We start from the raw sequence: 25,731 nt of genomic DNA on the forward strand, positions 1-25,731 counted from the left end.
CGCCGAGCATCACTTCGACCGGCCGGGGGCCAGGGCGCTGCCCTGGGCCAGGCGGCTGATGAGCGGTTCCGTGCGGTACTGGATGTGCGTGTGGAGGGCCAGCACGGTTTCCGTGCGAATCACGCCCTTGATCCTGAGGATGGACCGCAGGGCCCCCTGGAGGTTGTGAGTATCCGTCGCCACCACGCGGCACCAGACGTCGCCGCGTCCGGAGATCTCGTGGACTTCCAGGACCTGCGCGATCAGGCGCAGGGCGCCCACTACGCCGTCGAGTTCCCGGTGGTTCACCTCGATCGTCACGAAGGCGACGACGTCGTAGCCCACCGCCTCGAGGTCGATCTCCCGCCCGCCGTCGTGCAGCAAACCTGAGCGCAGCATGCGCCGGACCCGTGACTGCGCCGTATTCCGTGCGATGCCCAGCGTGTCGCTGAGTTCGCCGATCTGGATCCGCGGATCCCGGATCAATTCCAGCAGGATCTTCAGGTCGGTGGGGTCCAGACTGTTCAAATCATCACTCCGGTTCATATTGACAGCCCAAGAATGACTGTTTTGCTCAATTTTGGCACAGAACTTCGACTGATAGATCACTGATGCTGCATTCTGTAGGAATCAATCTTCAACGGGCCGGGCGGTTCCCCCACAACAGGGAAAGCGCGGTCCGAGACCACGCAAGGGCACGGACATGACAGTCTTCAGCGAACTTCGCATGCGTCCGGCCACAGCTGACCGCTGGGGCTGGGATGCTTCCACCACGGCCCGGCTGGTGATGGCCGGCGTCGTGATCTTCACGCTGCTGGTCGGCGCGAATCTCGCGACGCCGCTGTACCCGCTGCTGCAGGCGAAACTCGGCATCACGGCGCTGGACGTCACGGTTGCCTTCTCGGCCTATGTCCTGGCGCTCGTGGCCACCCTCGTCCTTGCCGGCCACTGGTCGGACCACATCGGACGCCGCGCTGCCCTGGTGCTGGCGGTGCTGGTGGGACTCGCCGGCGGCTTCGTCTTCGCCACCGCGGACAGCCTGCTGGCACTCTCCGCCGGGCGGGCCCTGCAGGGCATCGCCGTGGCGCTGGCCACCGGAGCCAGCTCCGCCGCGCTGCGCGAACTGCTGCCGACCCGCCCGGAATGGGCCTCGCGGTTCACCCTCCTGGCCTCGGCGGGCGGGGTGGCTGCCGGGCCGGCCATCGGGGGAGTGCTCTCGCTCCTGCCCGGGCCCACGTCCACGCCGTACTACCTGCACTCCTTCGTCCTGGCCGCCGTGCTGGTCCCGCTGTACCTGCTCAAGGCCCGCCCCGCCATCAGCCTGCACGCGGGCCCCCAGCCGCTGCGGGTCCTGGCGCCGCGACGGCCGTCGATTTCCAGTGATGCGCGCGGCGCCTTCTGGCTGGCCTCCTCGGTGGGGTTCCTGAGCTTCACCGTCTTCGGCTTCTGCCTCTCCCTCGCGCCGGGCTACTTCGCGCAGATCGTCCATGCCGATTCACGGCCGCTGATCGGCCTGCTCGCCGGACTGACGCTCGCGTCCTCCGCCTTGAGCCAGCTGCTGGCCGTGCGGGGGCGCTTCGTGGTGCCCGCCGGTCTCGCCGTGCTGGGCGTGTCCGTGCTGCTGATCGCCGCGGCCGCCGCCTGGAGCAGCCCGTGGCTGCTGATCCTGGCCAGTATCACCGCCGGAGTGGGCCAGGGTGTGTCTTTCCAGACGGTCTTCAACGACGTTGCCGGAAGGGTTGAGGCCTCACGCCACGCCCAGATCATCAGCACCGTCTACGTCATCACGTACCTCGGCAGTGCGCTGCCCGTGATCGGCCTCGGGTTCGCGACCGGGATGCTTGGCCTGCAGACGGCCGTGGCCGGCTTCGTCGTGCTGTGCGCGGCTGCGTCGATCGCCCTGGCCGCCGTCACCCTCCGCGCGGTGCTGCGATCGCCCCTCCAGCACGCGGCCTGATGCCAGGTGCCCGACGCCGGGATCCGACGCCGGGCGTGACGCCGGCCCTGACGCCGGGCGTTACGCCGGCCCTGACGCCGGGCGTTACGCCGGCCCTGACGCCGGGCGCCGGCCCTGACGCCGGGCGTTATGCCGGCCCTGACGCCGGGCGCCGGGTTCCGGCGTCGTCCCTTGCCGGAGTCTTGCAGGGCCACGTTTGCAAAGAAATGCTTGCAAAGAAACCGTTGCAAAGATTTCTTTGCAAGCGTAGTCTGGCCGCATGGACAACACATCCGGGACCGGGGGCTCGTACCCTATCCGCCAGGTGGACACCGTCTCGCTGAAGGCCCTCGCCCATCCCGTGCGGGTGAAGATCCTGGAGATGCTGTCCCGCTACGGGGCGCAGACGGCGAGCAGCCTGGGGGAGTTGCTTAACGAGTCGAGCGGGTCCACGAGCTATCACCTGCGGCAGCTTGCCAAGCATGACTTCGTCCGCGAAGTCGAGGGCGAAGGCACGGCTCGCGAACGCTGGTGGGAGCGCCAGCCGGGCGCCCTCCAGATCACTTCGCGGGAGCTGGCCACCTCGCCGGCCACGGAGGAGGCCTCGCGGCTTGTCACCCGCGAGTTCGAGCACGGACGCCAGGCGGCACTGGCGGGGTTCATGACTCACGGTGCTGACGACCTCGACGCGGAATGGCTGAACGCCGCCTCCATCGTCACGTCGAACGCGCGTATGAACGCCGAACAGCTGGGACGCTACGCCCGCGCCATGGAAGCGCACGCCCTGAGCCTGCTGCAGGAAATCCGCGCCGAGGGGGAGCAGGAAGGCGCCCGCCCGGTGCAACTGCACTTCAACGCCTTCCCCATCCTCGGCGTGCCCGCGTCAACGGGTAGCCCCCGCACCCGCAAGAAGACAGTTCACGGAAAGTAGACAGTTCACACAAGTTAGCCCTGAAGGGAACGAGCCATGAGCACCATCTCAGTTCCATGCCCTGACTCAAGCCGCGCGTGCCGCCGGCCGTCCCTCGTCGAATCGGCAGCAGCGCGTCTGGGCACCACCCTGCTGCGCTGGGCTGAGCGGCGCCGCGCTGTCCCGGACGGCTGGGCGGAGCAGCGGCGGGCAGCAATCCGCCGCAGGGATGAACTCAGCGTCCTTCGAAGTGACGCTCTGGGTGCGGCCCACTCCGGTCTGTACGGCTGGTACTAGGGCGGGAGGACCGGAACCAGCCCTAGGGCGTGTCTCCTAATCGTGTGCTCCAGATGACGACGGCGTGCAGAACGGCCGCTGAGCGGTAGGTGAGGGCCAATTCGTAGCGAGTGGCCAGGGAGCGCCATTGCTTGAGGGTGTTGAAACTGCGTTCGACGACATTGCGCCGCTTGTACGCGTCCTTGTCGTAGGTGACGGGCCGTCCTCCGGAGGAGCCCCTGCGTTTCCGGTTGGCTTTCTGGTCGTCCTTTTCGGGGATGACGCATTCAATGCCACGCCCGCGCAGGTAGCTCCTGATCGCTTTGGATGAGTAGGCCTTGTCAGCCATGGCCCGGTCCGGGCGGCTGCGGGGCCGGCCGGGACCTTCCCGTTCGACCTTCAGGGCATCCATGAGGTTTTCAAACATGGGCGAGTCCCCGCCCTGCCCGGGCCCCAGGAGCAGGACCAAGGGGCGCATGTTGCCGTCAACCAGGGCATGGATCTTCGTGGTCAGGCCGCCGCGGGAGCGTCCGACGGCATGATCATCCGGCTCATCAAGCAGATTCCTGTAATTCGAGAGGTCCCCCTGTGTGGCGGGGAAGGTTCGTGCCGTGCTGGTGGGCACGGTTGACCGTGGAGTCCACCGACACCTCCCAGTTGATCAGCCCTTGTGCGTCGGCACGGGTCAACAGCGCAGCCAGCACCCTGTCCCAGGTCCCGCTGGCGCTGTTGCGGCGGTGGTGCTTCCACACGGTCTTCCACGACCCGAAATGGGAAGGGAGATCCCGCCACGGGATACCTGCCCGGTAGCGGTAGATGATGCCCTCTGTCATCAACCGGTGGTCATTGAACGGCCGCCCCGGTTTCCCCGACGAATCAGGCATCAACGGGGCAATGAACTCCCACTGGGCATCGGACAACAAGGCATAACGCGAACTCACCACTCAATTTTGCCAAAAAGCCACCCCCAGCATTAGGAGACACGCCCTAGTCCGGCAGCGGCCCGTGGTTCCCCTGGATGTGGTCGAACACCAGGGTGGTTTCCGTGTGGCCCACCACGGGGTCCGTTGCCAGGTTGTCCAGCACCCAGTCGCGCAGGTCTTCGGTGGTCGCCACGGCGATGTGCAGCAGATAGTCCACCGAACCGGAGGTGTGGAAGGTCGAGAGCACCGCCGGGAGCTTGGGGACCCTGGCCGTGAAACGGTCGATCTGCTCGCGGTCGTGGGCGCGGAGCCTGACGGCGATGAGGGCCTGGACCGAGCGTCCGATGGCGGACAGGCTGAGCTTCGCCTCGAACCCCTGGATGATCCCGCGCTCGGAGAGCGCCCGGGTGCGCATCAGGGCCGTGGACGGGGCGATGCCCACTAGTTCTGCCAGCTGCTTGTTCGAGATGCGGGCATCCGCCACGAGGGCCGCGAGCAGGCGCTCGTCGATAGCGTCCAGCGGCTCGCCGGCACCCGCTCCCGGCCGAATATTCTTCGCACTGCTGCTCACGGATCCTCCTTGAAGTGTTGTCAGTTCATCATAAACGGCATAATCCGACAGTTCCATTCAGAGGCACTACAAAACCCCGAATTATTGCCAGATACTTACGGAATTCAATGGCGAATATTCATAAGGAGCAAGGTGCTTTCTCAAGACTCGCTGGCTGTCCACGCCGGCCGGAACGGACTCGCGGAGCTGGGCGTGCACGCCGTGCCCATCGATCTCTCCACCACGGCGCCGCTTCCCTCGGTGCACGACGGCGGCCTGGCGTACGAGCACATGGCCACGGGCGGAACACATGTGGAGGGCCAGAGCACCGTCTACCAGCGGCTGTGGAACCCCACCGTGGCCCGCTTCGAGGAGGGCGTCGCCGTCCTCGAAGGCACGCCCGAGGCCGTGGCCTTTGCCACCGGGATGGCGGCGCTGAGCGCGGTGCTCCTCGCGGTGGTGGCTGCGGGCAAGAGGCACGTGGTGGCGGTGCGGCCCCTCTACGGCGGCAGCGACTACCTGCTCGCCAGCGGTGTGCTGGGCAACGAGGTCACGTACACGACGCCCGAAGGCGTCCACGCCGCACTCAGGCCCGACACCGGCCTGGTGATCCTGGAGACGCCGGCCAACCCCAGCCTGGAGCTGGTCGATATCGCCCGCGTGGCTGCCGCGGCCGACGGCGTGCCGCTCCTGGTGGACAACACCTTCGCCAGCCCGGTGCTGCAGCAGCCCTTCAAACACGGCGCCGCCATGGTGATGCACAGCGCCACGAAGTTCCTTGGCGGCCACGGCGACGCCATGGGCGGCGTGGTGGCCGCGGCCCCCGAATGGGCCACCCGGCTGCGTCAGATCCGGGCCGTCACCGGCGGGATCCTGACCCCGTGGCCGGCGTACCTGCTGCACCGCGGACTGGCTACACTGCCGGTGCGGGTGCGCGCACAGCAGGCCAGCGCCGAGAAGGTCGCCGTGGCCCTGGCAGAACACGGGCTGGTGGAGCGTGTCTACTACCCGGGCCTGGCGGAGTGCGATCCGCTGGGCCTCATCGGCACGCAGATGTCCGGCCCCGGCTCCCTCATGGCGTTCGACCTCGCCAGCGCGGAACACGCGGAGCGGATCCCGTCCGCCGTCAGCATGATCACGCACGCCGTCTCGCTCGGCGGCATCGACACCCTCATCCAGCACCCGGCCGGTCTCACCCACCGCCCGGTCGCCGCCGAGGCCAAGCCGCACGCCAGCCTGCTGCGCGTCTCGGTGGGGCTGGAGGATCCGGCCGACATCGTGGCCGATCTCGTGCAGGCGATCGAGGCCACCCGCTAGCGCCAGTTTCTCGTCCGCCTAGGCTCCGGCGGCCGCTGCCGCAGGGGCGGGCAGGGCTGCCCTAGGAACCGGTGGCGGGATGCACGACGGCGGTGATCACCGCCGTCGTGCACGCCAGCCCGATGACTGTCAGGGCGAGGGCTGTCCAGCCGAGCGACTGGAAGACCAGGCCGCCGGCCCAGCCGATGACGCTGGAACCCAGGTAGTAGGCGAGGTTGTAGAGCGAGGCCGCCTGGGCCCGGCCGGTGGTGGCGATCACCCCGGTCCAGCCGGAGCCGATGCTGTGAGCCGCGAAGAAGCCGCCGGTGAACAAGAGCAGGCCCAGCAGGATAAGTGCCAGAAGCTGGGTGAGCGTCAGTGCGAGGCCGCCCGCCATCAGGACCGTTCCGCAGATCAGGACAGTGCGCCGGCCGAACCGCAGGGTCAGCCCGGCGGCCCAGCGGGCCGAGACCGTTCCGGCGAGGTAGGCCAGGAAGATCAGGCTGATGGCCGTGGCCGGCAGGCTGAAGGGTTCCCCGGACAGCCGGAACCCGAGGTAGTTGTAGACCGCCACGAAGCCGCCCATCAGCAGGAACGCCTGGACGTACAGGGCCAGCAGCCGCGGGATCCGTGCGTGGCCGGACAACGTCCGGAGCGCCACGCGGAAGCCGCTTGCCGCCGCCGCCGTGAACCCCCGCGCCGGCGGCACGAGGACCAGGAACAGGACCGCCGCCGCGGTGGCGAGGACCGAGACGGCCAGGGCTGCGGCCCGCCATCCCCACAGTTCGCCGACCGGTCCGGCCACGAGGCGACCGGCGAGCCCGCCCAGGGTGGTTCCCGCGACGTAGCTTCCGGCGGCGAGGGCGGCGAGGGCGGCGTGGGCCTTGTTGACCTCTTCGTTGAGGTAGGCGATGGCGATGGCCGGGATGCCGCCCAGTGCCATCCCCTCCAGCATCCGCAGGCCCAGGAGCAGGGCGAAGCTGGAGGCCAGGGGGACCAGCAGGCCCAGGATGGTTGCGGCGGACATGCCCCACATCATGGCCCGGACCCGGCCGATCCGGTCGGCCAGGAAGGACCAGGGGAGGACCGTCACGGCCAGTCCCACGGTGGCCAGGGAGATGGTCAGCGCCGCCTCGGCCGCCGTGACGCGCAGGTCCGCGGCCAGGATCGGCAGCACCGCCTGGGTGGAGTAGAGCTGGGCGAAGGTCGCGACGCCGGCGAACGCGAGTCCGGCGAGGATCCTGCCGTAGGCACCGGACCCCTTCGCGTGCCCCGCCCACGCCTGGGCGGGCTTGGGGACCGGCTCGAGGCTGCGGGCGGCGCCAGGCGGCGTAGGTAAGCGTGGCATTCTCTCAGGGTAGATCCTCGCCAAGGCATGCTTCCAATGCATGATTCCCATAGAATCAATAGCGAATTTGGAACAGTCAAATTTGGAGCGGTGATACTCGAAGCGGTCATTCTCGGAAGAAGGGACGGAGGGCCTGGTCATGGATGTGGAACACAAACAACTGGTCCAGCTGCTGCCGCTCCTGCCGCTGCTGGCCGAACTCGGGCGTACCGAGCACATCACCGAGACCGCCGACGTGCTGGGCCTGCCGCAGTCGACCGTCAGCCGGGCGATCGCGCGGGCCAGCGCAATCGTGGGCACCGAACTGCTGATCCGCGACGGCCGCGGGGTGCGGCTGACTCCCGCGGCGAAGGCGCTCCTGCCCCACATCGATGCCGCCCTGGGCGAGTTCCAGACCGGGCTGGACCTTGTCCGGCACGAGTCGGAGGTGGTCCGCGGCCGGATCGCGGTCTCCTTCCAGCACACCCTCGGGGAGGCTACGCTCCCGCTGCTGATCAGCTCCTTCCGGAGCCGGCATCCGCAGACAGCGTTCGACCTCAGCCAGGGAGCCAGGGACGGCTGCCTGGCCGAGCTGGCCGCCGGTGCCGCGGACCTGGCCCTGACGGCCCCCGTCGCGGTGCCGAGCCGGACCATTGGCTCGGCCGCCCTGTATCGGGAACCGCTGCGCCTCGTGGTGCATCACGGGCACCCCCTGGCCATGAGGAAGCGCGCCCGGCTGGCGGACATCCGGCAGGATCACTTCGTGGCCCTGGGCCCAGGCTACGGCATGCGCTCGCTGACCGATGCGTTGTTCCGGGAGGCCGGATTCCGGCCCCGCATCGCCTTCGAAAGCCAGGATTCGCACACCGTCCGCGGACTCGTCTCGGCCGGGCTGGGGGTGAGCATCCTGCCGCCCGGGGGCATGGCGCCCGGCCGTCGCCAGACGCCGCACGCGCCCGCGCGGCAGGGCGACCTTGGCTGGGTGGAGATCCCGCTGGATTCCGCCCTTGCCTTTCGCGAGATCGGCCTCGCCTGGCGGGAACTCCGCGGCGGAGCGGACACCGAGCCGGACCCGGTGCGGCTGTTCCGCGAACTCGTCCTCAGCGAGGGGCCGGCCCTGCTGGCCGGATTTGTGCGCGAACGCTCCGGGAACTGAGCTTCTCCCGGCCAGCCGTGGCCGAGTCCGTCCGCTCGTGGCTGCCGTACGGACTCGCGGCGTGGATACGGTGAGCCGGGACGGATACCTCGAGCCGGTTGCTCACCCCGTCAGCCCAGCAGCCGCTCCACGATGGCCGCCACCGGGCCGGCCTGTGCCTGCTGCCAGCCCGTGCCCGCCCAGAGGTTCAGGCGCTCCGCATCGCCGGCGGCAGCAGCTGCCGCTCGGAGGGGAGCTGTCAGGTGGTGGACGGCAGGGTAGGCCTCCGGCGCCTCGGGATGGTCCCGGACGAATTCATTCTCAAGGGCCCGCGCCTGCCGTCCGGTGAACGCGCGCGTGAGCCGGGTCCGGATGAAATGCGCACTGGCCAGGGCGTCCTTGTGCAGCTGGCGGGCGCCGCTCTCGTCGGAGCGCAAGAACGCCGTGCCCAGCTGGGCCGCCTGTGCTCCGGCGGCCAGCACGGCCTCCAGCCCGGCCGGATCCATGATGCCGCCGGCGGCCACCAGGGGGAGTTCGACGGCGGACCGCACCCGGGCGAGCAGCTCCGCCGTCGTGTCCGGCTGCTGTGACCCCGGCTGCTGTGACCCCGGCCCATGTGATCCGGACGGCGGGACCGGCAGGAAGGCCGCGCTGTGCCCGCCGCCGCTCGCGTGCTGGACCACCAGGGCGTCCACACTCTGCTCGGCGGCCTGCCGGGCTTCGGCCGGGGTGGTGACGGTGGCGATCACGGAGGACCCCGCACGATGCAGGGCGCGCACGACGTCCGGCCCCGGGAGTCCGAAGGCGAAACTGACCAGTTCCACCGGATCTTCCAGCAGGGCGTCGATCTTGCCCTGCCACTCATCGTCGTCGTCCAGCCGCAGTGCCGGGAGCTCCACGCCGTAACGCCCGGCGTCGGCCCGCAGCCGGGAGCGGTAGTCCTCCAGCTGCGCCCGCACCGCCGGGGACGGAGCCAGCTGCGCCGGGTCCGGGACGAACACGTTCATGCCGAAGCGCGCCCCGGACGCCCGGGTGCTGCGGATTTCCGCCTGCATGGCCGGCACACTCTTGTAGCCGGCGGCGAGGAAGCCCAGCCCTCCCGCGTTGTGCACGGCTTGGACGAAGGCGGGCGTGGAGGTCCCGCCGGCCATGGGTGCCGCGATGATGAGGGTGCCGAAGAGGTCGTGAGGCATTGCTGGCTCCTTGATTCAGTAGTCTGTTCGTGTGACTAACACTGACAACCCGCCGGCGGCGGACTCCGTTCCATCTTCCTCCCGGACGGCAGACACGGTCGGGGGGACGGCGGGCGGCGCCGTGATCGGTCTCGACATCGGCGGGACCAAGACCCGCGGCGTCCGGTTCGAGGACGGGACAGCCGTGGCCGACGAATCGGTCGGCAGCTCCAACGTCCAGAACGTCAGCCGTGAGGAAGCGGCCCGACACCTGACGGAGCTCTTTGCCCGGATCGGCGGGGGAGCGGTCGCCCAGGTCTACGCGGGAGCCGGCGGCATCGACACTGACGACGACGCCGCGGCGCTCGCCGCGCTGATCGCACCGCACGTCCCGGGCGCCAGGATCACAGTGGTCCACGATTCACGGCTGCTGCTCGCAGCGGGCGGCGCCAGCACCGGCGTCGCCGTGATCGGCGGCACCGGCTCGGCCGCCTGGGGCCGGAACGCCCTCGGCGCGGAGGCACGGGCCGGCGGCTGGGGCTACCTCCTCGGCGACGAAGGCAGCGGCTACTGGCTGGGCCGCGAGGCCGTCCGCCACAGCCTGCGCCGGATGAACCAGGGGCTGGAACCTGACGAACTCACCACCGCCCTGCTGGCCTCGTGCGGGGTGGACCACCCGAACAAGCTGATCGCACTCTTCCACTCCGCCAGCACCGGGCGCCGGTTCTGGGCTCAGCAGGCCCGGCTCGTGGTCGAGGCCGCCGACGCCGGCCACGCCCCGAGCCAGGAACTCGTGGGCCAGGCCGGACGCGATCTGGCAGGACTGGCGGAGCAGACCGTCCGGCAGGTGGGCATTGACGGCCCGGTGATCCTGGGCGGCGGCTTGGGCATGAACGTGCCGCGGCTGCAGGAATCGTTCCGTGCGACCCTGGCCGCTGCCGGCATCCGCGATGTCCGCGTCCTGGAGCAGGAGCCGGTCTTCGGGGTGCTCCAGCTCGTGGCCGAGCAGGCCGAGCAGGGCTGAGCCGCCCGCGTACAAACCGCCGGCGGGAGCCTGTCAGTACCTGCTCCGCGGCCTCAGCTGGACGCCTGGCAGGGGCGGGGCGGGGATGCGGCCGGCCTCGGCGCCCGCGTCGGGGCCGTGCCCGTGGATGAGCCCGAACCGCGCGGCCGCTGCCTCGGCGTCGGAAAGCTCCGCCTGTGCTTCCCAGTCAAGGCGGGCCTGCTCCACCTCGGCGTGTGTGCGGCCCACGAAGTTCCACCACATGAGCAGTTCTTCCTCGAAGGGTTCCCCGCCCAGCAGGACAAACCGGGTGCCCGGCGACGCGGCAAGGTCCAGGGTGCTGCGGCCGGATCCGAGGTAGCCCAGGGGCCCGGGCGGCACCGCCTGGCCGTCCAGCGTCAGGCCGCCGTCGAGCAGCAGCACGGCGTGCTCGAAGTCGGGGTTCAAGGGCAGGCTCAGTTGGCCGCTGCAGCTCACGTCGGCCCCCACGATGGGGGAGTAGGTGGTGGCCGGTGAGGTTGCCCCGGCGAGGCTGCCAACCATCACGGTGGCCGTGAAGCCCGGCCCGCTGAGCCGCGGCAGGTCCAGGTACTGTTCGAAGGCGGGAGCCCGGTGCCGCTCGGCGTCGGGCAGGGCCACCCACAGCTGGAGTCCGCGCTGCAGCGGAAGCTCCTGGGACCCTTCGTCCGGACCGCCGTCGCCCTGCGCCGGTAGCACCGCGAATTCGGAGTGCGAGACGCCCCGGCCGGCGGTCATGATGTTCAGCTCGCCCGGGCGGACGATCACGTCGCTGCCCACGCTGTCGCGGTGCCTGATGCTGCCCAGGAGCGGCCAGGTGACCGTCTGCAAGCCGGTGTGCGGGTGCGGGAGCACGGACATGGCCACGCGGGCCGGGCCGAAGCTGTCCAGGAAGCACCAGGCGCCCACCGTGGGCAGTCCACGCTGCGGCAGCGTCCGGGACACGTTCATGGCGCGGACGCCGCCCAGGGGCACCTCCCGCGCCGGCCACAGCTGCAGGCACGGCCCGGCGGTGTCGGCGGAGGCCGGGGGGCAGACTTCTTCCATCGGGCGGACTTCAAGGTTGGTCACAGTCAGACTCTACGACGGAACCGTGCCGTGCGGCAGGTCTCGGCCAGCCGCATTCACGCCGCTACGCTGGACCGATGAGCATGCAATTCGATACCCGTCCGGCCGCCTACGCCGTCATCATCCGCGACGGCGACATCCTGCTGGCGTACTGGAAGCAGGACGGCCGTGAAGGCTGGACCCTGCCCGGCGGCGGCCTGGACCTGGCGGAGCACCCAGTGGACGGGTGCCGCCGGGAGATCTACGAGGAAACCGGATACGACGCGGAGGTCGGCGCCATGTTGGGCATCGACGTCGGGCACTGGCCCGCCGAAATTCGGCTCGACGGCGGGGAACGGGACTTCCAGTCGCTGCGGCTTGTCTATGAGGCGAGGGTTACCGGCGGGGAACTGCGCCACGAGGTGAACGGGAGCACCACCCACGCGGCCTGGGTTCCGCTCGAAGAAGTGGCGGAGCTGAACCGGGTCTCGTTGGTGGACGCCGGCCTCCGGCTCTACCGCGAACGGCCCGTGGACGGAAAACTTGCCTGAACCACTGGATCAACCGTCTTACCGGGTGGATTTAGGCGACGTAGGACTGGGGCTGGTCTTCCTGAAGGTCCGCGTGCAGCTCCTCGGAGGTCGGGGGATTGGCGCCGGGCCGGCGGACCGTGATGGCTGCTGCCTTCGATGCCGCGCGCCCCAGCGCCTCCAGAACCGACGGCGCGAGCCCGTCGGTTCCCCGTGCCAGTAGCCCGTAGATCAGGGCCGCCATGTACGAATCGCCGGCTCCGATGGTGTCGGCCACCACCGACTTCACTGACGGGACGAGTATCTGCGTGGCTGTCGTGGACAGCAACGAACCCTCGGAACCTTTGGTGATCACGGCTAGAGCGGCGCCCAGCTCGAGGACCCGCGCGGCGGTGTCCTCCAGCTGCTTTCCAGGGTAGAGCCACTGTGCGTCCTCATCGCTGAGCTTGACCACGTCCGTGAGATGGACCAGCTCCTCAAAGGTGGACTTGGCTTCGGCATGGCTGCCGAGGAGCGCCGGCCGGATGTTGGGGTCGTAGGTGACCATGCACTCGCGGTGCGCCTGCTCAAGCAGCGACTTGACCGCGCCGGCTCCCGGCGCGAGGAAAGTCGCGATGGACCCGGTGTGGAGCACTTTGGGAAGGTAAGCGGGAGCGACCGGCTGCAGGTCCCAGGTGATGTCGAAATCATAGGTGGCGGATCCGTTGGCGCCGAGCGTGGCGGTGGCGGAGGCCGTGCGGCCTGAGGTCCAGGATCCGGGCAGGAGTTCGACGCCGGCGCTGCGGAGGTGCGTCTCGATTGCGAGGCCGCGGTCATCGCCACCGATCGAGGTCAGAAGAGCGGTGCTGATGCCGAGCCGTCCGAGCCCGTAGGCGACGTTCGCCGGCGATCCGCCCGGGTGCTCGACGGTGCCTTCTGAAGAGGTGACGACATCGATCAGCGCTTCACCGATGATGATGACGTCGGTCGTTCTTGTATGAGTGCCGCCTTGGTCGGTCTTGAGCATGTGGTGCCTTTCGTGGAGCCGTCCGCGGGCCTGTTGCAGGCCCGCGGACGGAGTCGGGGCGGGTCGACGGGTACGCCAGGGCCGTTCAGGCCGTGGCGGCACCCGTCATGATGGCCACCGCGTCGGTCATAGTGTGCGACTGCGGTGTGATGGTCGCCGCGCACTTGCCGAGGCGCTGGATGTGGATCCTGTCCGCTACATCAAACACCTGCGGCATGTTGTGGCTGATCAGGATGACGGGAAGGCCCCTGTCCCGGAGATCCCGGACGAGCTGAAGGACCTGGTTCGATTCCCGCACGCCGAGGGCCGCCGTCGGCTCGTCCAGGACAACCACCTTTGAACCGAACGCCGCGGCACGGGCCACAGCGACAGCCTGGCGCTGACCGCCGGAGAGGTTTTCCACCGGCACTGTCACGTCCTGGAGCGTGGAAATGCCGAGCCGGGTGAGTTCTTCCTTGGCCTTGCGGCGCATGCCCTTGGTATCAAGAACGCGGAAGATCTTTCCCAGCGGCCCGGGAAGCCGCTCTTCCCGGCCCAGGAACAGGTTGGAGGCGACGTCGAGTGCCGGGGACACCGCAAGGTTCTGGTAGACAGTTTCGATGCCGAAGACCCGGGCGTCCTGCGGGCGTTTGAAGTGGACAGGCTGGCCGGATACCGTCAGCTCGCCCGAGTCCGGAATTTCGGCGCCGGTGAGGCACTTGATGAGCGTGGATTTTCCTGCGCCGTTGTCGCCGATGATGGCCAGGACCTCGCCCGGGTACAGGTCAAGGCTGACACCGTCCAGGCCCACGACCCGGCCGAAGGTCTTGACGAGGTTTCTGGCCTGGAGGATGGGCTGGCGGGTTTCGGTCTTTGAAACGGGGATGTCTGTGGCGGTCATGACTTGACCTTTCGGATCCACTGGTCGATGGACACAGCGAGGATGATGAGGATGCCGACGGCGAGGGTCTGGTAGAGCACATCGAGGCCGGCCAGCGATAGGCCGTTGCGGAATACACCCACGATCAGGGCACCGAGCAGCGTGCCCCAGATCGAGCCGCGGCCGCCGAAGAGGCTGGTGCCTCCGATCACGACGGCGGTGATGGAGTCGAGGTTCAGGTCCACCCCGCCGTTGGGGCTGGCTGCGTTGGTGCGCCCGATCTGGATCCAGGCCCCGATGGCCAGCACCGCCCCCGCTGCGAGATAGACGCTCATGAGGACACGGTTGACCGCGATGCCGGCCAGGCGGGCAGCTTCCTTGTCATCGCCCACTGCGTAGACGTGCCGGCCCCAGGCCGTCTTGCCGAGGATGAACGCGACGGCGATGTAGAGCAGGAGCATGATGACCACGCCGGTGGAGATCCGCACGGGGCCGACGGGGAACGTGCTGCCGGTCCACGTGAGCAGGCCGGGCATGGCAGAGCCCCGCACGGTGGCGCCGTTCGAGTAGAGCAGCGTCAAGGCGATGAAGATGTTCAGCGTACCGAGAGTCACGATGAACGGTGGCAGCCGGAATCTGGTGACCAGGAAACCGTTCAGCGCTCCGGCCGCGAGCCCCACGATGAGGCCGGCGAGGAGGGCAAGTGGGCCCGGCACGCCGTTGCTGACGGAGAGTTGCGCGACCACCATGGAGGCGAGAATCATCACGGCGCCCACGGAAAGGTCGATACCTGCAGTGAGGATGATGAGTGTCTGCGCGATGGCCAGGGTTCCCACTACCGAAACCTGTTGGGTGATCAGGGACAGGTTTTCAACCCGGAGGAACCGTTCATTGAGGAGCCCGAAGACCACTACCGCAACGAGCAGGACGATTGCGGGGCTGAGCGCGGGGTAGCGGTGGAGGATGTTGCGGATTCGGCTGAGTGGTGTCTGGCGGTCAAGGAATTCCTCGGCCAGGTCCGGGTGGCCGGTATCGGGCGGGCCGCCGGCGGTCTGTTGCTGGGTCACGATTGCTCCTGAACTTCCATGTTCGGTTGGTGCCGGTATTGCGGGTGTGGTGCTGTGGGAGGCGCAGGACTTGCGCTGCGCCTCCCCGTAGCTGGTGCTGGCGGGTTACTTGCCCCAGCAGATCTTGGATGCGTCGGAGGTGCTGATGCTCTTGACACCGTCGGCGGCCTTGTCGGTGACGAGCTCCACGCCGGTGTTGAAGAAGTCCAGGCCTTCGGAGTTGGCCGGCTTCTTGCCGGTCTTGGCGAGTTCCACGATGGCCTTGACGCCCAGCTCGGCCATCTTGACCGGGTACTGCTGGGCGGTGGCGCCGATGACGCCGGACTTGACGTTGTTCACACCGGCGCAGCCTCCGTCAACGGAGACAACCAGCACGTCCTTTTCCTTACCTGCAGACTTCAGGGCCTCATAGGCGCCGGCCGCGGCCGGTTCGTTGATCGTGTACACGACGTTGATGTTCGGGTTCTTGGACAGCAGTGTCTCCATGCCGGTGCGGCCGCCGTCTTCGGCGCCCTGGGTTGCCTGGCTGCCCACGATCTCGTAGTCGCCGCCCTTGCCGCCGGTGTACTTGCCGGTCTTGGCCTCGTCGCCGTTCTTCTTCTTGTCGGCAGTATCGATGCCCAGACCGGTGAGGAAGCCCTGGTCGCGGTTGTAGTCAACGGAGACGACCTTGTCGTCGAAGAGGTCCAGCAGGGCGATGGTGGCCTTCTTCCCGCCCAGCTGCGCGGCCGTCCACTTGCCGATCAGTTCACCCGCGGCGAAGTTGTCCGTCGCGAACGTGATGTCGGCGGCGTCCGCCGGATCCGGCGGCGTATCCAGGGCGATCACGAAGAGGCCTGCGTCCTTTGCCTTCTTCAGGGCATCCACGACGGAGGGGCCGTTCGGAGTAATCAGTATGCCCTTATCACCCTTGGAAATGGCGTTTTCGATGGCCTGGATCTGGGTGTCTTCGTCGCCGTCGGCCTTGCCCGCGGCGAGCTTGAGGTCAACGCCGTCTGCTTCGGCGGCCTTCTTGGCGCCGTCCTGCATCGAGACGAAGAACGGGTTGGTGGTGGTCTTGACGATCAACGAGACGCCGATTTTTTCGTTCGATGCCCCTGCACTGCTGGCGGGAGCCGCGGGAGTTGAGCCGCAGGCGGTAATGCCCAGGGAGCTGATCGCGACGATGGCTGCCGCCGCAAGGACACGGCGAGTGGGGCCGCTGAAGCGGGTGGAACTCAACATTGAATCTCCTAGTTTTGCGGCATTTCGTGTGCCTGACAACGGTGTCATGAGAAGATGTAACCCTGATCACAGCTTATAGTCAAGTGATACGCAGAATAGAGGAGCCATTGTGATGACACCGTTGTCTGATCCAAGTCAGCCGGCTCTCGGGCCAGGTCGGCCCACCATGCGGCATGTGGCCGCTTTGGCGGGTGTGGGCCTCAAGACAGTTTCCCGAGTGGTTAATGACGAGCCTGGGGTTTCGGAGGCGACGAAGCTCAGGGTGCTGAAGGCCACGGAGCAGCTGAACTACCAGGTCGATTTGGCCGCGGGCAGCCTGAAGCGGGCCGGCAGGAAGACCATGTCCATCGGCCTGCTGCTGCCCAGCGTGGCCAACCCGTTCAGCGGGGACATCCACCGGGCAATTGAGGATGCCCTGGCAGCACGGGGCATAGCTGTGTTCGCCGCGAGCCTGGACGATGATTCCGCGCGGGAAAAGGCCTTGGTCGCGGCCTTCCTGGGCCGCCGCGTCGATGGCCTGGTCCTCACGCCGGTCGCCAAGAGCCAGGCGTATGTCATTCCTGAGCACTCCCGCGACCTTCCGATCGTCTTCATTGACCGAGAACCGGTCGGCCTCGAAGCCGATGCCGTTGTCACAGACAACGCCGCCGGCTCGGCCAACGCCGCGGCACACCTCATGAGTCATGGTCACACCAGGCTCGCCTACCTCGGAGACCGCCCGGACATCCAGACGGCACGGGAGCGGCGCAGGGGATTCATCGAGGAGATCGGCCGCGCAGGCATCTCCACGTCCACGATCCCCGTCCGCGAAGGCCTGCACGATGAGGAGCTCGCCCGTCTGGCCACCCATGAGCTCCTCGCCGCAAAAAACCCTCCCACCGCGATTTTCTCAAGCCAGAACCTGGTCACCTTTGGTGCCATGCGGGCGCTGAAGGAACTGGGCGCCAGCAACCGTATTGCGCTCGTCGGATTCGACGACTTCACGCTGGCAGACATGATGGAACCCGGCATCACGGTGGTTGCGCAGCACCCGGAACGCATCGGCAAGCTGGCAGCCGAGCGGATCCTTGCGAGAATCGACGGTGATCCCACTGCCCCCAAAACCTACGTTGTTCCTTCGGAACTCATTCCGAGGGGGTCCGGTGAGCTCCGGCCGCCGGCCTGACCTCCCTCCAACGTCCAGATCCTGTCAGCCATCCACGCCGATCCTTCACGAGGGGAAACCAATGACCGAGACGCTGTATGCAGAATTCACCGTCAAACCCGGCAGCGAAGCCAGAGTCGCCGAAATGATGCGCGAACTCACCGAACACGTACGCCGGGAGCCCGGCAACCAGCTCTTCCTGCCCTACACACGCGAAGCCAACCCCCGGGAATACTTCGTTTTCGAGGTTTACGCGGACGGCGCCGCGTTCCAAGAACACATCAGCGCGGATTACGGAGCGAAGTTCAACGGGGAGCTGGCGGAACATATCGAAGAGGACGGCTCGGTCCTGACCTGGCTACAGCCGGTGAACTAGGAACGGATCGGTTCAAGGCGACGGCCATCATTGCGGGGCCGAGGGGAAGTCCGGCGGCCCTGGTGACGGGCGGTCCGGACCGGAAAAGTGCCGCGGCGGGAGTCCTGCCGGCGCGGCACCCATCCGAAATCGTTGTGCTTCCGAAGCCTTACGGTAGCCGCCGCGCCGCTGACATGGGGCAGAGCGCTGGCTACGCTGGGTCCTACCCGCTTTACAGCCAAAAATCAACGCGCATATGATCAGTTGGCTGGACCGTCCGATGTTGCCGCCAACAGATAGGTAAGCCCGGAAATGGCCGAAGCCATGATCGAGTTCCAGAACGTCACCAAGCAGTACCAGGGCGGGCAGGCTGCCGTTGACAAGCTGACCATGTCAATCGACAAGGGCGCCATCACGGTCTTCGTCGGACCCTCGGGCTGCGGAAAGACCACCTCGCTGCGGATGATCAACCGCATGGTCGAGCCCACGTCCGGCACCATCACTGTGGGCGGGGAGGATGTCACCTCGGTACCGGCGGCGAAGCTGCGGCGGTCCATGGGCTACGTCATGCAGTCCTCCGGGCTGATGCCGCACCGATCCGTGCTGGACAACATCGCCACCGTTCCCCGGCTCAACGGGGTGTCCAAGCCGGAGGCCCGGAAGCGCGCGCAGGAGCTGCTCGACGTCGTCGGGCTGGCCTCCTCCCTCGGCAAGAGGTACCCTTCGCAGCTGTCCGGCGGCCAGCAGCAGCGCGTGGGAGTGGCGCGGGCGCTCGCCGCCGATCCTCCCGTGCTCCTGATGGACGAGCCCTTCAGCGCCGTGGATCCGGTGGTCCGCGATGAACTCCAGAAGGAGCTCCTCCGGCTTCAGCGTGACCTGGCCAAGACGATCGTCTTTGTCACCCACGACATCGACGAGGCCACCGTACTGGGGGACAGGGTGGCCGTGTTCGGCGTCGGCGGCAAACTGGCGCAGTACGCCGCGCCGGAGGAGATCCTGCGCGCCCCGGCGAACGACTTCGTGGCGTCCTTCGTGGGCCGGGACCGGGGGTTCCGGCACCTCGCGTTCAGCCCCTCCGACGGCGTCACGATCCACCCCGTCCGCACCCTCACCCCGGATGAACTCCGGCACGACGGCGGTTCCGCCGACGACTGGCAGCTGGTGGCCGACGGCGAGCTGCATCCCCTCGGCTGGGCCGGCCCCGGCAAGGGCCCGATGATGGTGCCCGGCGGATCCCTGTTCCGCAAGGGTGACACGCTGCGCCGGGCCCTTGACGCGGCGCTGTCCTCGCCGTCGGGCCTCGGCGTCGCCGTCGACGCGGACGGCAGGGTGGCCGGCGTCATCACAGCCGCAGAAGTGCTGGCCGTGATCGACTCGGACCGCCAGGTCCGGCAAAGCTTCCGGCAGGGTGCGCTCTGATGGACTGGTTCCTGGCCAACAGCGGGCAGGTCTTCACGCTTGCCGGCCAGCACCTCGTCCTGGCCGTCCTTCCGATGGGCTTCGGCCTGCTGATCTCCATCCCGCTGGCGCAGTTCGCCCGGCAGAACCGGGCTCTGCGCTCCGTCGTGGTGACGGCGTCGTCCCTGCTGTACACGATTCCCTCGCTGGCGCTCTTCATCATCCTGCCCACCATCATCGGAACCCGGATCCTGGACCCGGCCAACGTGGTGGTGGCCCTGACCATCTACGCGGTCGCTTTGCTGGTCCGTGCCGCCCTGGACGCGTTTGACTCCGTGGACGAGGACCTCCGGCAGGCTGCCGTTGCCATGGGCTTCAAGCCCGTGACCCGCTTCCGTCAGATCGACTTGCCGCTGTCCCTGCCCGTGCTGTTTGCCGGGCTGCGGGTGGTGTCCGTCAGCAACATCTCGCTGGTGAGCGTCGCGGCCCTGCTCGGGATCGGAAACCTCGGGATGCTGTTCACCTCGGGGCTCCAGCGTGACTTCGTCACCGAAGTGGTGGTGGGCATCATCGCCATCCTCATCCTCGCGCTCCTGATGGACGCCGTCCTGGTACTGCTGGAGCGGGTGCTGACCCCGTGGACGCGGGCGGCCACACCAAAGGGCCCAATATCTGAGACGCCTGGTGGTCCCGCAGCGCGCCGGCCGCTTTCCGAGAGTGCCGGCGCCGGAGGCGGTGCGGCATGAGCAACGTCTTCACGGACACTTTCGACTGGCTCGCCGACCCGGCCCACTGGTCCGGCAGTTCCGGGATCCCGGTACGGCTGGCCGAGCACTTGCAGTACACGGGACTCGTCATGCTGATCGCAATCGTCATCGCCGTTCCGATCGGGTTGTATGTGGGGCACACCGGCCGCGGGAGGGTGGCCGTCGTGGCCCTCGCCGGCGCGCTGCGTGCCCTGCCCACCCTCGGCCTGCTGACTCTGTTCGTCCTGCTGGCGGGCATCGGGCTCATGCCTCCGGTCTGGGCCCTCGTGATCCTGACGGTCCCGCCCCTGCTGGCCGGCACCTATGCCGGGATCTCCAGCGTCGACCGCAACGTGGTGGACGCCGCCCGGGCGATGGGAATGACAGAGCTGCAGGTGCTCTTCCGCGCCGAATTCCCCAACGCGCTCCAGGTGATGTTCGGCGGGTTCCGGACCGGCATGCTCCAGGTGATCGCCACCGTCTCGGTGGTGGCCTATATCAACCTGGGCGGCCTGGGCCGCTACCTGTTCGACGGGCTGGTGCTCTCCGACTTCCCCCAGATGCTGGGCGGTTCATTTCTGATCGCAGGGCTCGCGATCGCCATCGACCTTGTCCTTGCCCTATTCCAGAGGCTGTTCCTGTCACGGGGCGCCTCTTCCCAGCCGAACCGGAGCCACCAGGCTGCGGTTGATCTCACAGACCCCGTAATCGCGGAGACTGTTGTTCAAGGAGGTACGTCATGAAGGAATCCCGCCAACGAGCCCTCGGCAGGCGCGCATTCGGTGGCCTGGCCGCCGGCCTAGGCCTGGCCGTGGCATTGTCCGCCTGCGGAGGCTCATCTAATCCGTTGAGCTCGGCCCCGGCCACCAGCGGGGGAACGTCCGGATCGGGCGCTGCCCTGGTGATCGGGTCTGCTGATTTCCCCGAGAGCCAGACCATGGCCGAGGTCTACGCCGGTGCCTTGAACGCTGCCGGCATCTCGGCGAGCACCAAGCCAAACATCGGTTCGCGCGAGGTGTACTTCAAGGCCGTGCAGGACGGATCCGTGGACGTCGTCCCCGACTACAGCGGCAACCTGCTGCTGCATGTGAACAAGGACGCCACGGAGGTCTCGGCCGAGGACATCGTCAAGGCGCTGCCGGGGAAGCTGCCCGAGGGCCTCGCGGTGCTGGACGCTTCAAAGGCCGAGGACAAGGACGCCATGGTGGTCACGAAGGCCACCGCCGAGAAGTACAAGCTGAGGTCCATCGAGGATATGGCCAAGGTCTGCGGCGAGCTGGTGGTGGGCGCCCCGGCGACCTTCGCCGAACGCGCCTACGGACTGCCGGGCCTGAAGAAGAACTACAGCTGCGAGCCCAAGAAACTTGAGCCGTTCAGCGACGGCGGCGGCGCCGTCACGCTCAAGGCCCTGCTCTCTGACCAGGTCCAGGTGGCCGATATTTTCACCACCACACCGTCCATCGCGGACAATGACCTCGTGGTGCTGGAGGACCCGAAGAACAACTTCATCGCCCAGCAGGTCCTGCCGCTGTACAACAAGTCCAAGATGACGGACAAGGCAAAGGAAGCCCTGAACGCCGTGTCCAAGATCCTCACCACCGATGACCTGATCAACCTCAACCGTGCCGTCAGCGGCAACCAGAAGCAGAACCCGAAGGATGCCGCGGCTGCGTGGCTCAAGGACAAGGGACTCGTCAAGTAGCGGCGACACCCTGCCGGGCGCCTTCCTGCTGAACGTGCGACGCCGGTGACCGGGCCTTCCGGCCCCGGTCGCCGGCGTCGCACGTTTGTGTGACAAGTCTCAACAGAAGTACATCCTCCATATGGCATATTTGAGGAATGGCAGAATTCAAGCAGTCCACCAAGCTTCATAATGTCCTTTACGACATCCGTGGACCGATTCTTCAGGCCGCCCAGCAGATGGAGGCAGAGGGTCACCGGATCCTCAAACTGAACATCGGAAACCCGGCCCCCTTCGGGTTCGAAGCGCCGGACGCGATCCTGGTGGACATGATCCGCCACCTGCCGCATGCCCAGGGCTACAGCGACTCCCGCGGCATCTTTTCCGCACGCACCGCCGTCTCGCAGTACTACCAGACGCGCGGGATCCAGAACATCCACGTCGATGACATCTATCTGGGCAACGGCGTCAGCGAACTCATCACGATGTCGCTCATGGCGCTGCTTGATGACGGCGATGAAGTCCTCATCCCCACGCCGGACTACCCGTTGTGGACGGCCTCCGTGGCCCTGGCCAGCGGCAAGCCCGTGCACTACCTCTGCGACGAGGAGTCCGGCTGGCAGCCCGACCTCGAGGACCTCGAAGCCAAGATCACCCCGCGCACCAAGGGCATTGTGGTGATCAACCCCAACAACCCCACCGGGGCGGTGTATCCCGGGGACACGCTCAAGAAAATCGTGGCCCTTGCCGAAAAGCACGGCCTCGTGCTCTTCGCCGATGAGATCTACGAAAAGATCCTCTACGAGGACGCCGTGCACGTGAACATGGCCAGCCTCACCGGCGACGACGTCCTGTGCCTGACCTTCAGCGGGCTGTCCAAGGCCTACCGGGTGTGCGGCTACCGGGCCGGCTGGATGGCCATCTCCGGGCCGAAGAAGGATGCCGCCGACTACCTTGAGGGCATCAGCCTGCTCGCAAACATGCGTCTGTGCGCCAATGTTCCGGCCCAGCACGCCATCCAGACCGCCCTCGGCGGGTACCAGAGCATCAACGACCTGATCCTGCCCGGCGGGCGCCTGCTCGAGCAGCGGAACAAGGCCTATGACATGCTCAATGCGATTCCGGGCGTCAGCACGCAGCAGGCGCGCGGTGCCATGTACTTGTTCCCGAAGCTCGATCCCGAGGTTTACCACATCCGCGACGACGAGAAATTCGTCCTGGACCTGCTGCGCGAGCAGAAGATCCTCGTCTCCCACGGCCGCGCCTTCAACTGGGTCCGCCCGGACCACTTCCGCATGGTGACCCTGCCGCTGGTGAAGGACCTCGAAGAGGCAATCAACCGCATGGGGGACTTCCTGAGCCGGTACAAAGGGAACTAGTCTGGGGGTCAGCAGCTCTGGGGTCAGCAGCGCAACGTGAACCGGAAAGAGGCTTTGATGGCAGGCGTCGCGACATTCGATAAACATCCCTCGGACATCCTGAAGATCGGGAAGGGGTTTAGCCTCAAGGACCTGGATCCGGGCTCCACTCCGGGCTACGCAGGAGATAAGGCCGACGGCGAGACGCTGCTCGCTGAGCTGGATGACAAACTCTCCCGGCTGCAGGAAAAGCTCTTTGCGGAGTCCAGGTTCGGCGGCACCAAGCGCATCCTGCTGGTCCTGCAGGCCATGGACACCGCCGGCAAGGGCGGTATCGTCACCCACGTCATGGGCGCCATGAACCCGGACGGTGTCCAGCTGAAGTCTTTCAAGGCCCCCACCCCGGAGGAAAAGTCCTACGACTTCCTCTGGCGGATCGAGAAGGAAGTGCCGGCGGCCGGAATGGTGGGGGTCTTTGACCGCTCCCACTATGAGGACGTCCTGATCCATCGGGTCCACCGCTGGGCCAAACCGGAGGAACTTGAGCGCCGCTACCGGGCCATCAACGAATTCGAGGCCCGTCAGACGGCGGCCGGCACCAAGATCGTCAAAGTCATGCTCCACATCAGCCGCGACGAACAGAAGGAACGCCTGCTCGCCCGGCTGGATGATCCGGCCAAGCTCTGGAAGTACAGCAGCAACGACATCAAGGAACGGGCCTTCTGGGCCGACTACATGGACGCGTACCAGAAGGCCTTCGACAAGACCAGCTCCGAGCTGGCTCCCTGGCATGTGGTGCCCGCCAACAGGAAGTGGTACGCCCGGATCGCCGTGCAGCAGCTGCTGCTGCAAGCGCTGGAAGGCCTGAAGCTCGAGTGGCCGGTTTCGGACCTCGACGTCGAGATGGAACGGGAGCTGGTCGAACGGTCCTGACGGCAGCCGGCTGCCGGCTGCCGGGCCGGTAGGGCTAGCCCTCCTGCGCGGCCTGATCCCGGGCGGCAGCCAGACGCTTACGGGCACCTTCCAGCCACTGTTCGCAGCGCTTGGCCAGCGACTCGCCGCGCTCCCACAACGCGAGCGATTCCTCGAGGCTGGCTCCGCCGGCCTCCAACTTGCCGACCACGCCGAGGAGCTGCTCGCGAGCGTCCTCGTAGCTGAGGCCCTCGATGTCGGCGTTCGGATTTGTCTCTGTTGCCATGTAGTGCTCCTTGCTGTGCCCCGAAGGGCGGGTGGTTCCGGGTGATGTTCTGTCGGCGCGGCGCGTCAGTTCCCGGAGGGCTCCTGGCCGCCGGTGGCCTGGGCGGTGAACCGGCCGCCGGCCACCCGCACGGTCAGATCGGTGCCTGACGGCGCCTGCGAGGGGTGGCGGACAACGTCCCGGCGCGTGCCGGGGACGTCTTGCCCGTCGGCGAGCTGCACGACGGCGTAACCGCGATCCAGGGTCTTTTGCGGTGAGAGTGCACGCACCTGGGCCTTCAGGTGGACCAGCTGGTCCGCTGCCCTCACGACGGCCGCCGTGATGGCCGAGCGGGAGCGGCCCCTGAGCCGTTCGACGTCGTCAAGCCGCATGGTGACCATGCCTTCGGGAGATGCCAGTACGGGCCGGGAGCGCAGCGAGGCCAGCCGGTCGCTTTCCCGCTCCACGAGGCGCGTGACACCGCGCCGGAGCTGGTCCCGCGCCTGCCGCACCCGGGCGAGCTCCTCCACGACATCCGGAACGATCCTCTTGGCGGCGTCGGTGGGGGTCGAGGCGCGGAGGTCAGCGACGTCGTCGAGGATCGGCCGGTCCGCCTCATGGCCGATCGCGCTCACCACCGGTGTCACAGCGTCGGCGACGGCCCGGATGAGTTCCTCGTTGCTGAACGGCAGCAGATCCTCCAAGGCGCCGCCGCCGCGGGCGATGACAATGACGTCGACCTCCGGATGGGCATCCAGCTCCCGCAGTGCCGCGATGACCTGCGTGACGGCGGTATTGCCCTGGACCGCCACTTCGCGGATCTCGAATTCGACGGCGGGCCAGCGGAGGGCCGCGTTGCGCAGCACATCCTTCTTGGCGTCGGAGTCGCGGCCGGTGATCAGGCCGATCCGGTGGGGGAGCAGGGGGAGCCGTTTCTTGCGGGCGTCAGTGAACAGGCCCTCCGCGGCGAGGGCATGGCGCAGCCGCTCAATCCTGGCCAACAGGTCACCGAGCCCCACCGGCCTGATGTCCTTCACCGACATGCTCAGCCGGCCCGTCTTCAGCCAGAACTCGGCCTTGAGCAGGGCCACGACGCGGGAACCGCGTTCCAGCGGCGCTTCCTGGCGGTCCAGAACGTTCGTCCAGACCGAGGCCGGAAGGGAGATTTCGGCGTCGATGTCCCGCAGCGTCAGATAGGCGTTGTTGCCGCGCCGGTTCAGCTCGATGACCTGGCCTTCGACCCAGGCCGACGGGGCACGGTCGATGTGCAGTTTGAGCTTTTGGGACAACAACTGCAGAGGCCAGGGGTTGTCCGGGCTGGTTTCTGCCGCGGTGGCCGGCAGCGTGGTGGCTGCCGTCGCGTCCTCAGGCATGCCGGGACCCCGTGGCGGAGAGTGCCTTGTGCATGTGGTGGGTGTCCTTTGCCGGGGCCGGGCTGTCAGCGGGCACGATCCTGGGGAGTTTCTCGGGGAGGATGACCGGCTGGCAGCTGGAACTTGTCTGGTTCAACTCTATCCATAGCTTTACCATCAGGGACTGACTTTATGGGCCGCGCTTCATGGGTCAGGCTTTATGGGTCACAGGGGAGCCGCCGTAGGATGGCACTAACCCCAA

28 protein-coding genes are annotated in these 25,731 nt (G+C 67.5%); 15 read left to right on the forward strand and 13 right to left on the reverse strand.

All coding sequences use genetic code 11. The features are described 5' to 3' along the window. Positions 1-9 precede the first annotated feature (9 nt). The gene (locus ACQCSY_RS14915) at positions 10-507 is read right to left on the reverse strand and encodes an Lrp/AsnC family transcriptional regulator (protein WP_427129936.1); all 498 of its coding nucleotides are present in this window, start codon (positions 505-507) and stop codon (positions 10-12) included. A gap of 175 nt (positions 508-682) precedes the next feature. Here ACQCSY_RS14915 and ACQCSY_RS14920 point away from each other — a divergent pair, with 175 nt between their 5' ends. The 3 genes from ACQCSY_RS14920 (at position 683) to ACQCSY_RS14930 (ending at position 3,122) form a co-directional block, all read left to right on the forward strand. Continuing rightward, entirely contained in the window at positions 683-1,936 is a 1,254-nt protein-coding gene (locus ACQCSY_RS14920) for an MFS transporter (protein WP_427129938.1), read from the forward strand. Between the two features lie 259 nt (positions 1,937-2,195). Then, the gene (locus tag ACQCSY_RS14925) at positions 2,196-2,846 is read left to right on the forward strand and encodes an ArsR/SmtB family transcription factor (RefSeq protein WP_427129940.1); all 651 of its coding nucleotides are present in this window, start codon (positions 2,196-2,198) and stop codon (positions 2,844-2,846) included. 36 nt (positions 2,847-2,882) lie between these two features. After that, positions 2,883-3,122 carry a 2-nitropropane dioxygenase gene (locus ACQCSY_RS14930; protein WP_427129942.1) on the forward strand — a complete coding sequence of 80 codons (240 nt, stop codon included), beginning with the start codon at positions 2,883-2,885 and terminating at the stop codon, positions 3,120-3,122. 22 nt (positions 3,123-3,144) lie between these two features. On the opposite strand, the gene ACQCSY_RS14935 is transcribed toward ACQCSY_RS14930, so the two are convergent. Then, positions 3,145-3,985 (reverse strand): IS5 family transposase gene (locus tag ACQCSY_RS14935; RefSeq protein WP_427135856.1). Its coding sequence is split into 2 segments (ribosomal slippage): positions 3,145-3,678 and positions 3,680-3,985, totalling 840 coding nucleotides; the frame shifts between segments, so codons are not numbered across the junction. Between the two features lie 103 nt (positions 3,986-4,088). Beyond that, the gene (locus tag ACQCSY_RS14940) at positions 4,089-4,595 is read right to left on the reverse strand and encodes an Lrp/AsnC family transcriptional regulator (protein ID WP_427129944.1); all 507 of its coding nucleotides are present in this window, start codon (positions 4,593-4,595) and stop codon (positions 4,089-4,091) included. 132 nt (positions 4,596-4,727) lie between these two features. On the opposite strand from ACQCSY_RS14940, the gene ACQCSY_RS14945 reads away from it, so the two are divergent. Continuing rightward, positions 4,728-5,891 carry a trans-sulfuration enzyme family protein gene (locus ACQCSY_RS14945; RefSeq protein ID WP_427129946.1) on the forward strand — a complete coding sequence of 388 codons (1,164 nt, stop codon included), beginning with the start codon at positions 4,728-4,730 and terminating at the stop codon, positions 5,889-5,891. 61 nt (positions 5,892-5,952) lie between these two features. Here the strand turns inward: ACQCSY_RS14945 and ACQCSY_RS14950 are convergent, their stop codons facing one another. Beyond that, complete coding sequence (locus ACQCSY_RS14950) at positions 5,953-7,218, reverse strand: MFS transporter (RefSeq protein WP_427129947.1); 1,266 nt, start codon at positions 7,216-7,218, stop codon at positions 5,953-5,955. Between the two features lie 139 nt (positions 7,219-7,357). Between ACQCSY_RS14950 and ACQCSY_RS14955 the strand changes: the two genes are divergently transcribed. Then, positions 7,358-8,353 carry a LysR substrate-binding domain-containing protein gene (locus tag ACQCSY_RS14955; RefSeq protein ID WP_427129949.1) on the forward strand — a complete coding sequence of 332 codons (996 nt, stop codon included), beginning with the start codon at positions 7,358-7,360 and terminating at the stop codon, positions 8,351-8,353. A 110-nt stretch (positions 8,354-8,463) separates the two neighbouring features. On the opposite strand, the gene ACQCSY_RS14960 is transcribed toward ACQCSY_RS14955, so the two are convergent. Next, positions 8,464-9,525, reverse strand: coding sequence for a nitronate monooxygenase (locus ACQCSY_RS14960; protein WP_427129950.1), 1,062 nt, complete (start codon positions 9,523-9,525; stop codon positions 8,464-8,466). 31 nt (positions 9,526-9,556) lie between these two features. On the opposite strand from ACQCSY_RS14960, the gene ACQCSY_RS14965 reads away from it, so the two are divergent. After that, positions 9,557-10,528: an N-acetylglucosamine kinase gene (locus tag ACQCSY_RS14965; RefSeq protein ID WP_427129951.1), complete on the forward strand. Its 972-nt coding sequence runs from the start codon at positions 9,557-9,559 to the stop codon at positions 10,526-10,528. 33 nt (positions 10,529-10,561) lie between these two features. Here ACQCSY_RS14965 and ACQCSY_RS14970 read toward each other — a convergent pair whose 3' ends face one another. Beyond that, entirely contained in the window at positions 10,562-11,596 is a 1,035-nt protein-coding gene (locus ACQCSY_RS14970; RefSeq protein WP_427129953.1) for a pirin family protein, read from the reverse strand. Between the two features lie 74 nt (positions 11,597-11,670). On the opposite strand from ACQCSY_RS14970, the gene ACQCSY_RS14975 reads away from it, so the two are divergent. Beyond that, complete coding sequence (locus ACQCSY_RS14975) at positions 11,671-12,123, forward strand: NUDIX hydrolase (RefSeq protein ID WP_427129955.1); 453 nt, start codon at positions 11,671-11,673, stop codon at positions 12,121-12,123. 31 nt (positions 12,124-12,154) lie between these two features. Here the strand turns inward: ACQCSY_RS14975 and ACQCSY_RS14980 are convergent, their stop codons facing one another. The 4 genes from ACQCSY_RS14980 to ACQCSY_RS14995 form a co-directional block, all read right to left on the reverse strand. Next, positions 12,155-13,108 carry a carbohydrate kinase family protein gene (locus ACQCSY_RS14980; protein WP_427129957.1) on the reverse strand — a complete coding sequence of 318 codons (954 nt, stop codon included), beginning with the start codon at positions 13,106-13,108 and terminating at the stop codon, positions 12,155-12,157. A gap of 85 nt (positions 13,109-13,193) precedes the next feature. Continuing rightward, positions 13,194-13,988, reverse strand: coding sequence for an ATP-binding cassette domain-containing protein (locus ACQCSY_RS14985; protein WP_427129959.1), 795 nt, complete (start codon positions 13,986-13,988; stop codon positions 13,194-13,196). Further along, positions 13,985-15,034: an ABC transporter permease gene (locus ACQCSY_RS14990; protein ID WP_427129960.1), complete on the reverse strand. Its 1,050-nt coding sequence runs from the start codon at positions 15,032-15,034 to the stop codon at positions 13,985-13,987. Before ACQCSY_RS14990 ends, ACQCSY_RS14985 begins: the two co-directional genes overlap by 4 nt. A 105-nt stretch (positions 15,035-15,139) precedes the next feature. Further along, the gene (locus tag ACQCSY_RS14995) at positions 15,140-16,258 is read right to left on the reverse strand and encodes a substrate-binding domain-containing protein (RefSeq protein WP_427129962.1); all 1,119 of its coding nucleotides are present in this window, start codon (positions 16,256-16,258) and stop codon (positions 15,140-15,142) included. Between the two features lie 166 nt (positions 16,259-16,424). On the opposite strand from ACQCSY_RS14995, the gene ACQCSY_RS15000 reads away from it, so the two are divergent. From ACQCSY_RS15000 to ACQCSY_RS15035, 8 genes are all read left to right on the forward strand, one after another. Continuing rightward, positions 16,425-17,423 carry a LacI family DNA-binding transcriptional regulator gene (locus ACQCSY_RS15000; RefSeq protein WP_427129964.1) on the forward strand — a complete coding sequence of 333 codons (999 nt, stop codon included), beginning with the start codon at positions 16,425-16,427 and terminating at the stop codon, positions 17,421-17,423. Positions 17,424-17,484: 61 nt separating this feature from the next. Beyond that, entirely contained in the window at positions 17,485-17,778 is a 294-nt protein-coding gene (locus tag ACQCSY_RS15005; RefSeq protein WP_427129966.1) for a putative quinol monooxygenase, read from the forward strand. A 291-nt stretch (positions 17,779-18,069) separates the two neighbouring features. Continuing rightward, a complete protein-coding gene (locus ACQCSY_RS15010) occupies positions 18,070-19,176 on the forward strand; it encodes an ABC transporter ATP-binding protein (protein ID WP_427129968.1) in 1,107 nt (368 codons plus the stop codon). Then, positions 19,176-19,901 carry an ABC transporter permease gene (locus ACQCSY_RS15015; RefSeq protein ID WP_427129970.1) on the forward strand — a complete coding sequence of 242 codons (726 nt, stop codon included), beginning with the start codon at positions 19,176-19,178 and terminating at the stop codon, positions 19,899-19,901. The genes ACQCSY_RS15010 and ACQCSY_RS15015 overlap by 1 nt, the downstream gene beginning before the upstream one ends. Further along, positions 19,898-20,644, forward strand: coding sequence for an ABC transporter permease (locus ACQCSY_RS15020; protein WP_427129972.1), 747 nt, complete (start codon positions 19,898-19,900; stop codon positions 20,642-20,644). The genes ACQCSY_RS15015 and ACQCSY_RS15020 overlap by 4 nt, the downstream gene beginning before the upstream one ends. Continuing rightward, positions 20,641-21,603, forward strand: a complete 963-nt coding sequence (locus tag ACQCSY_RS15025; RefSeq protein ID WP_427129974.1) for an ABC transporter substrate-binding protein — start codon at positions 20,641-20,643, stop codon at positions 21,601-21,603. Before ACQCSY_RS15020 ends, ACQCSY_RS15025 begins: the two co-directional genes overlap by 4 nt. A 137-nt stretch (positions 21,604-21,740) precedes the next feature. Next, positions 21,741-22,961: a pyridoxal phosphate-dependent aminotransferase gene (locus ACQCSY_RS15030; RefSeq protein WP_427129976.1), complete on the forward strand. Its 1,221-nt coding sequence runs from the start codon at positions 21,741-21,743 to the stop codon at positions 22,959-22,961. A gap of 57 nt (positions 22,962-23,018) precedes the next feature. Continuing rightward, entirely contained in the window at positions 23,019-23,873 is an 855-nt protein-coding gene (locus ACQCSY_RS15035; RefSeq protein WP_427129978.1) for a polyphosphate kinase 2 family protein, read from the forward strand. A gap of 34 nt (positions 23,874-23,907) precedes the next feature. On the opposite strand, the gene ACQCSY_RS15040 is transcribed toward ACQCSY_RS15035, so the two are convergent. The 3 genes from ACQCSY_RS15040 to ACQCSY_RS15050 form a co-directional block, all read right to left on the reverse strand. Further along, positions 23,908-24,138, reverse strand: coding sequence for an exodeoxyribonuclease VII small subunit (locus tag ACQCSY_RS15040; RefSeq protein WP_427129980.1), 231 nt, complete (start codon positions 24,136-24,138; stop codon positions 23,908-23,910). 65 nt (positions 24,139-24,203) lie between these two features. Beyond that, complete coding sequence (gene xseA / locus ACQCSY_RS15045) at positions 24,204-25,490, reverse strand: exodeoxyribonuclease VII large subunit (protein ID WP_427129982.1); 1,287 nt, start codon at positions 25,488-25,490, stop codon at positions 24,204-24,206. Beyond that, a complete protein-coding gene (locus ACQCSY_RS15050) occupies positions 25,483-25,626 on the reverse strand; it encodes a hypothetical protein (RefSeq protein ID WP_427129984.1) in 144 nt (47 codons plus the stop codon). The genes xseA and ACQCSY_RS15050 overlap by 8 nt, the downstream gene beginning before the upstream one ends. Between the last annotated feature and the right edge of the window lie 105 nt (positions 25,627-25,731).

Origin of the sequence: Pseudarthrobacter sp. S9 (assembly GCF_050156545.1) — a bacterium.
In the GTDB taxonomy this organism is placed as follows: domain Bacteria; phylum Actinomycetota; class Actinomycetes; order Actinomycetales; family Micrococcaceae; genus Arthrobacter.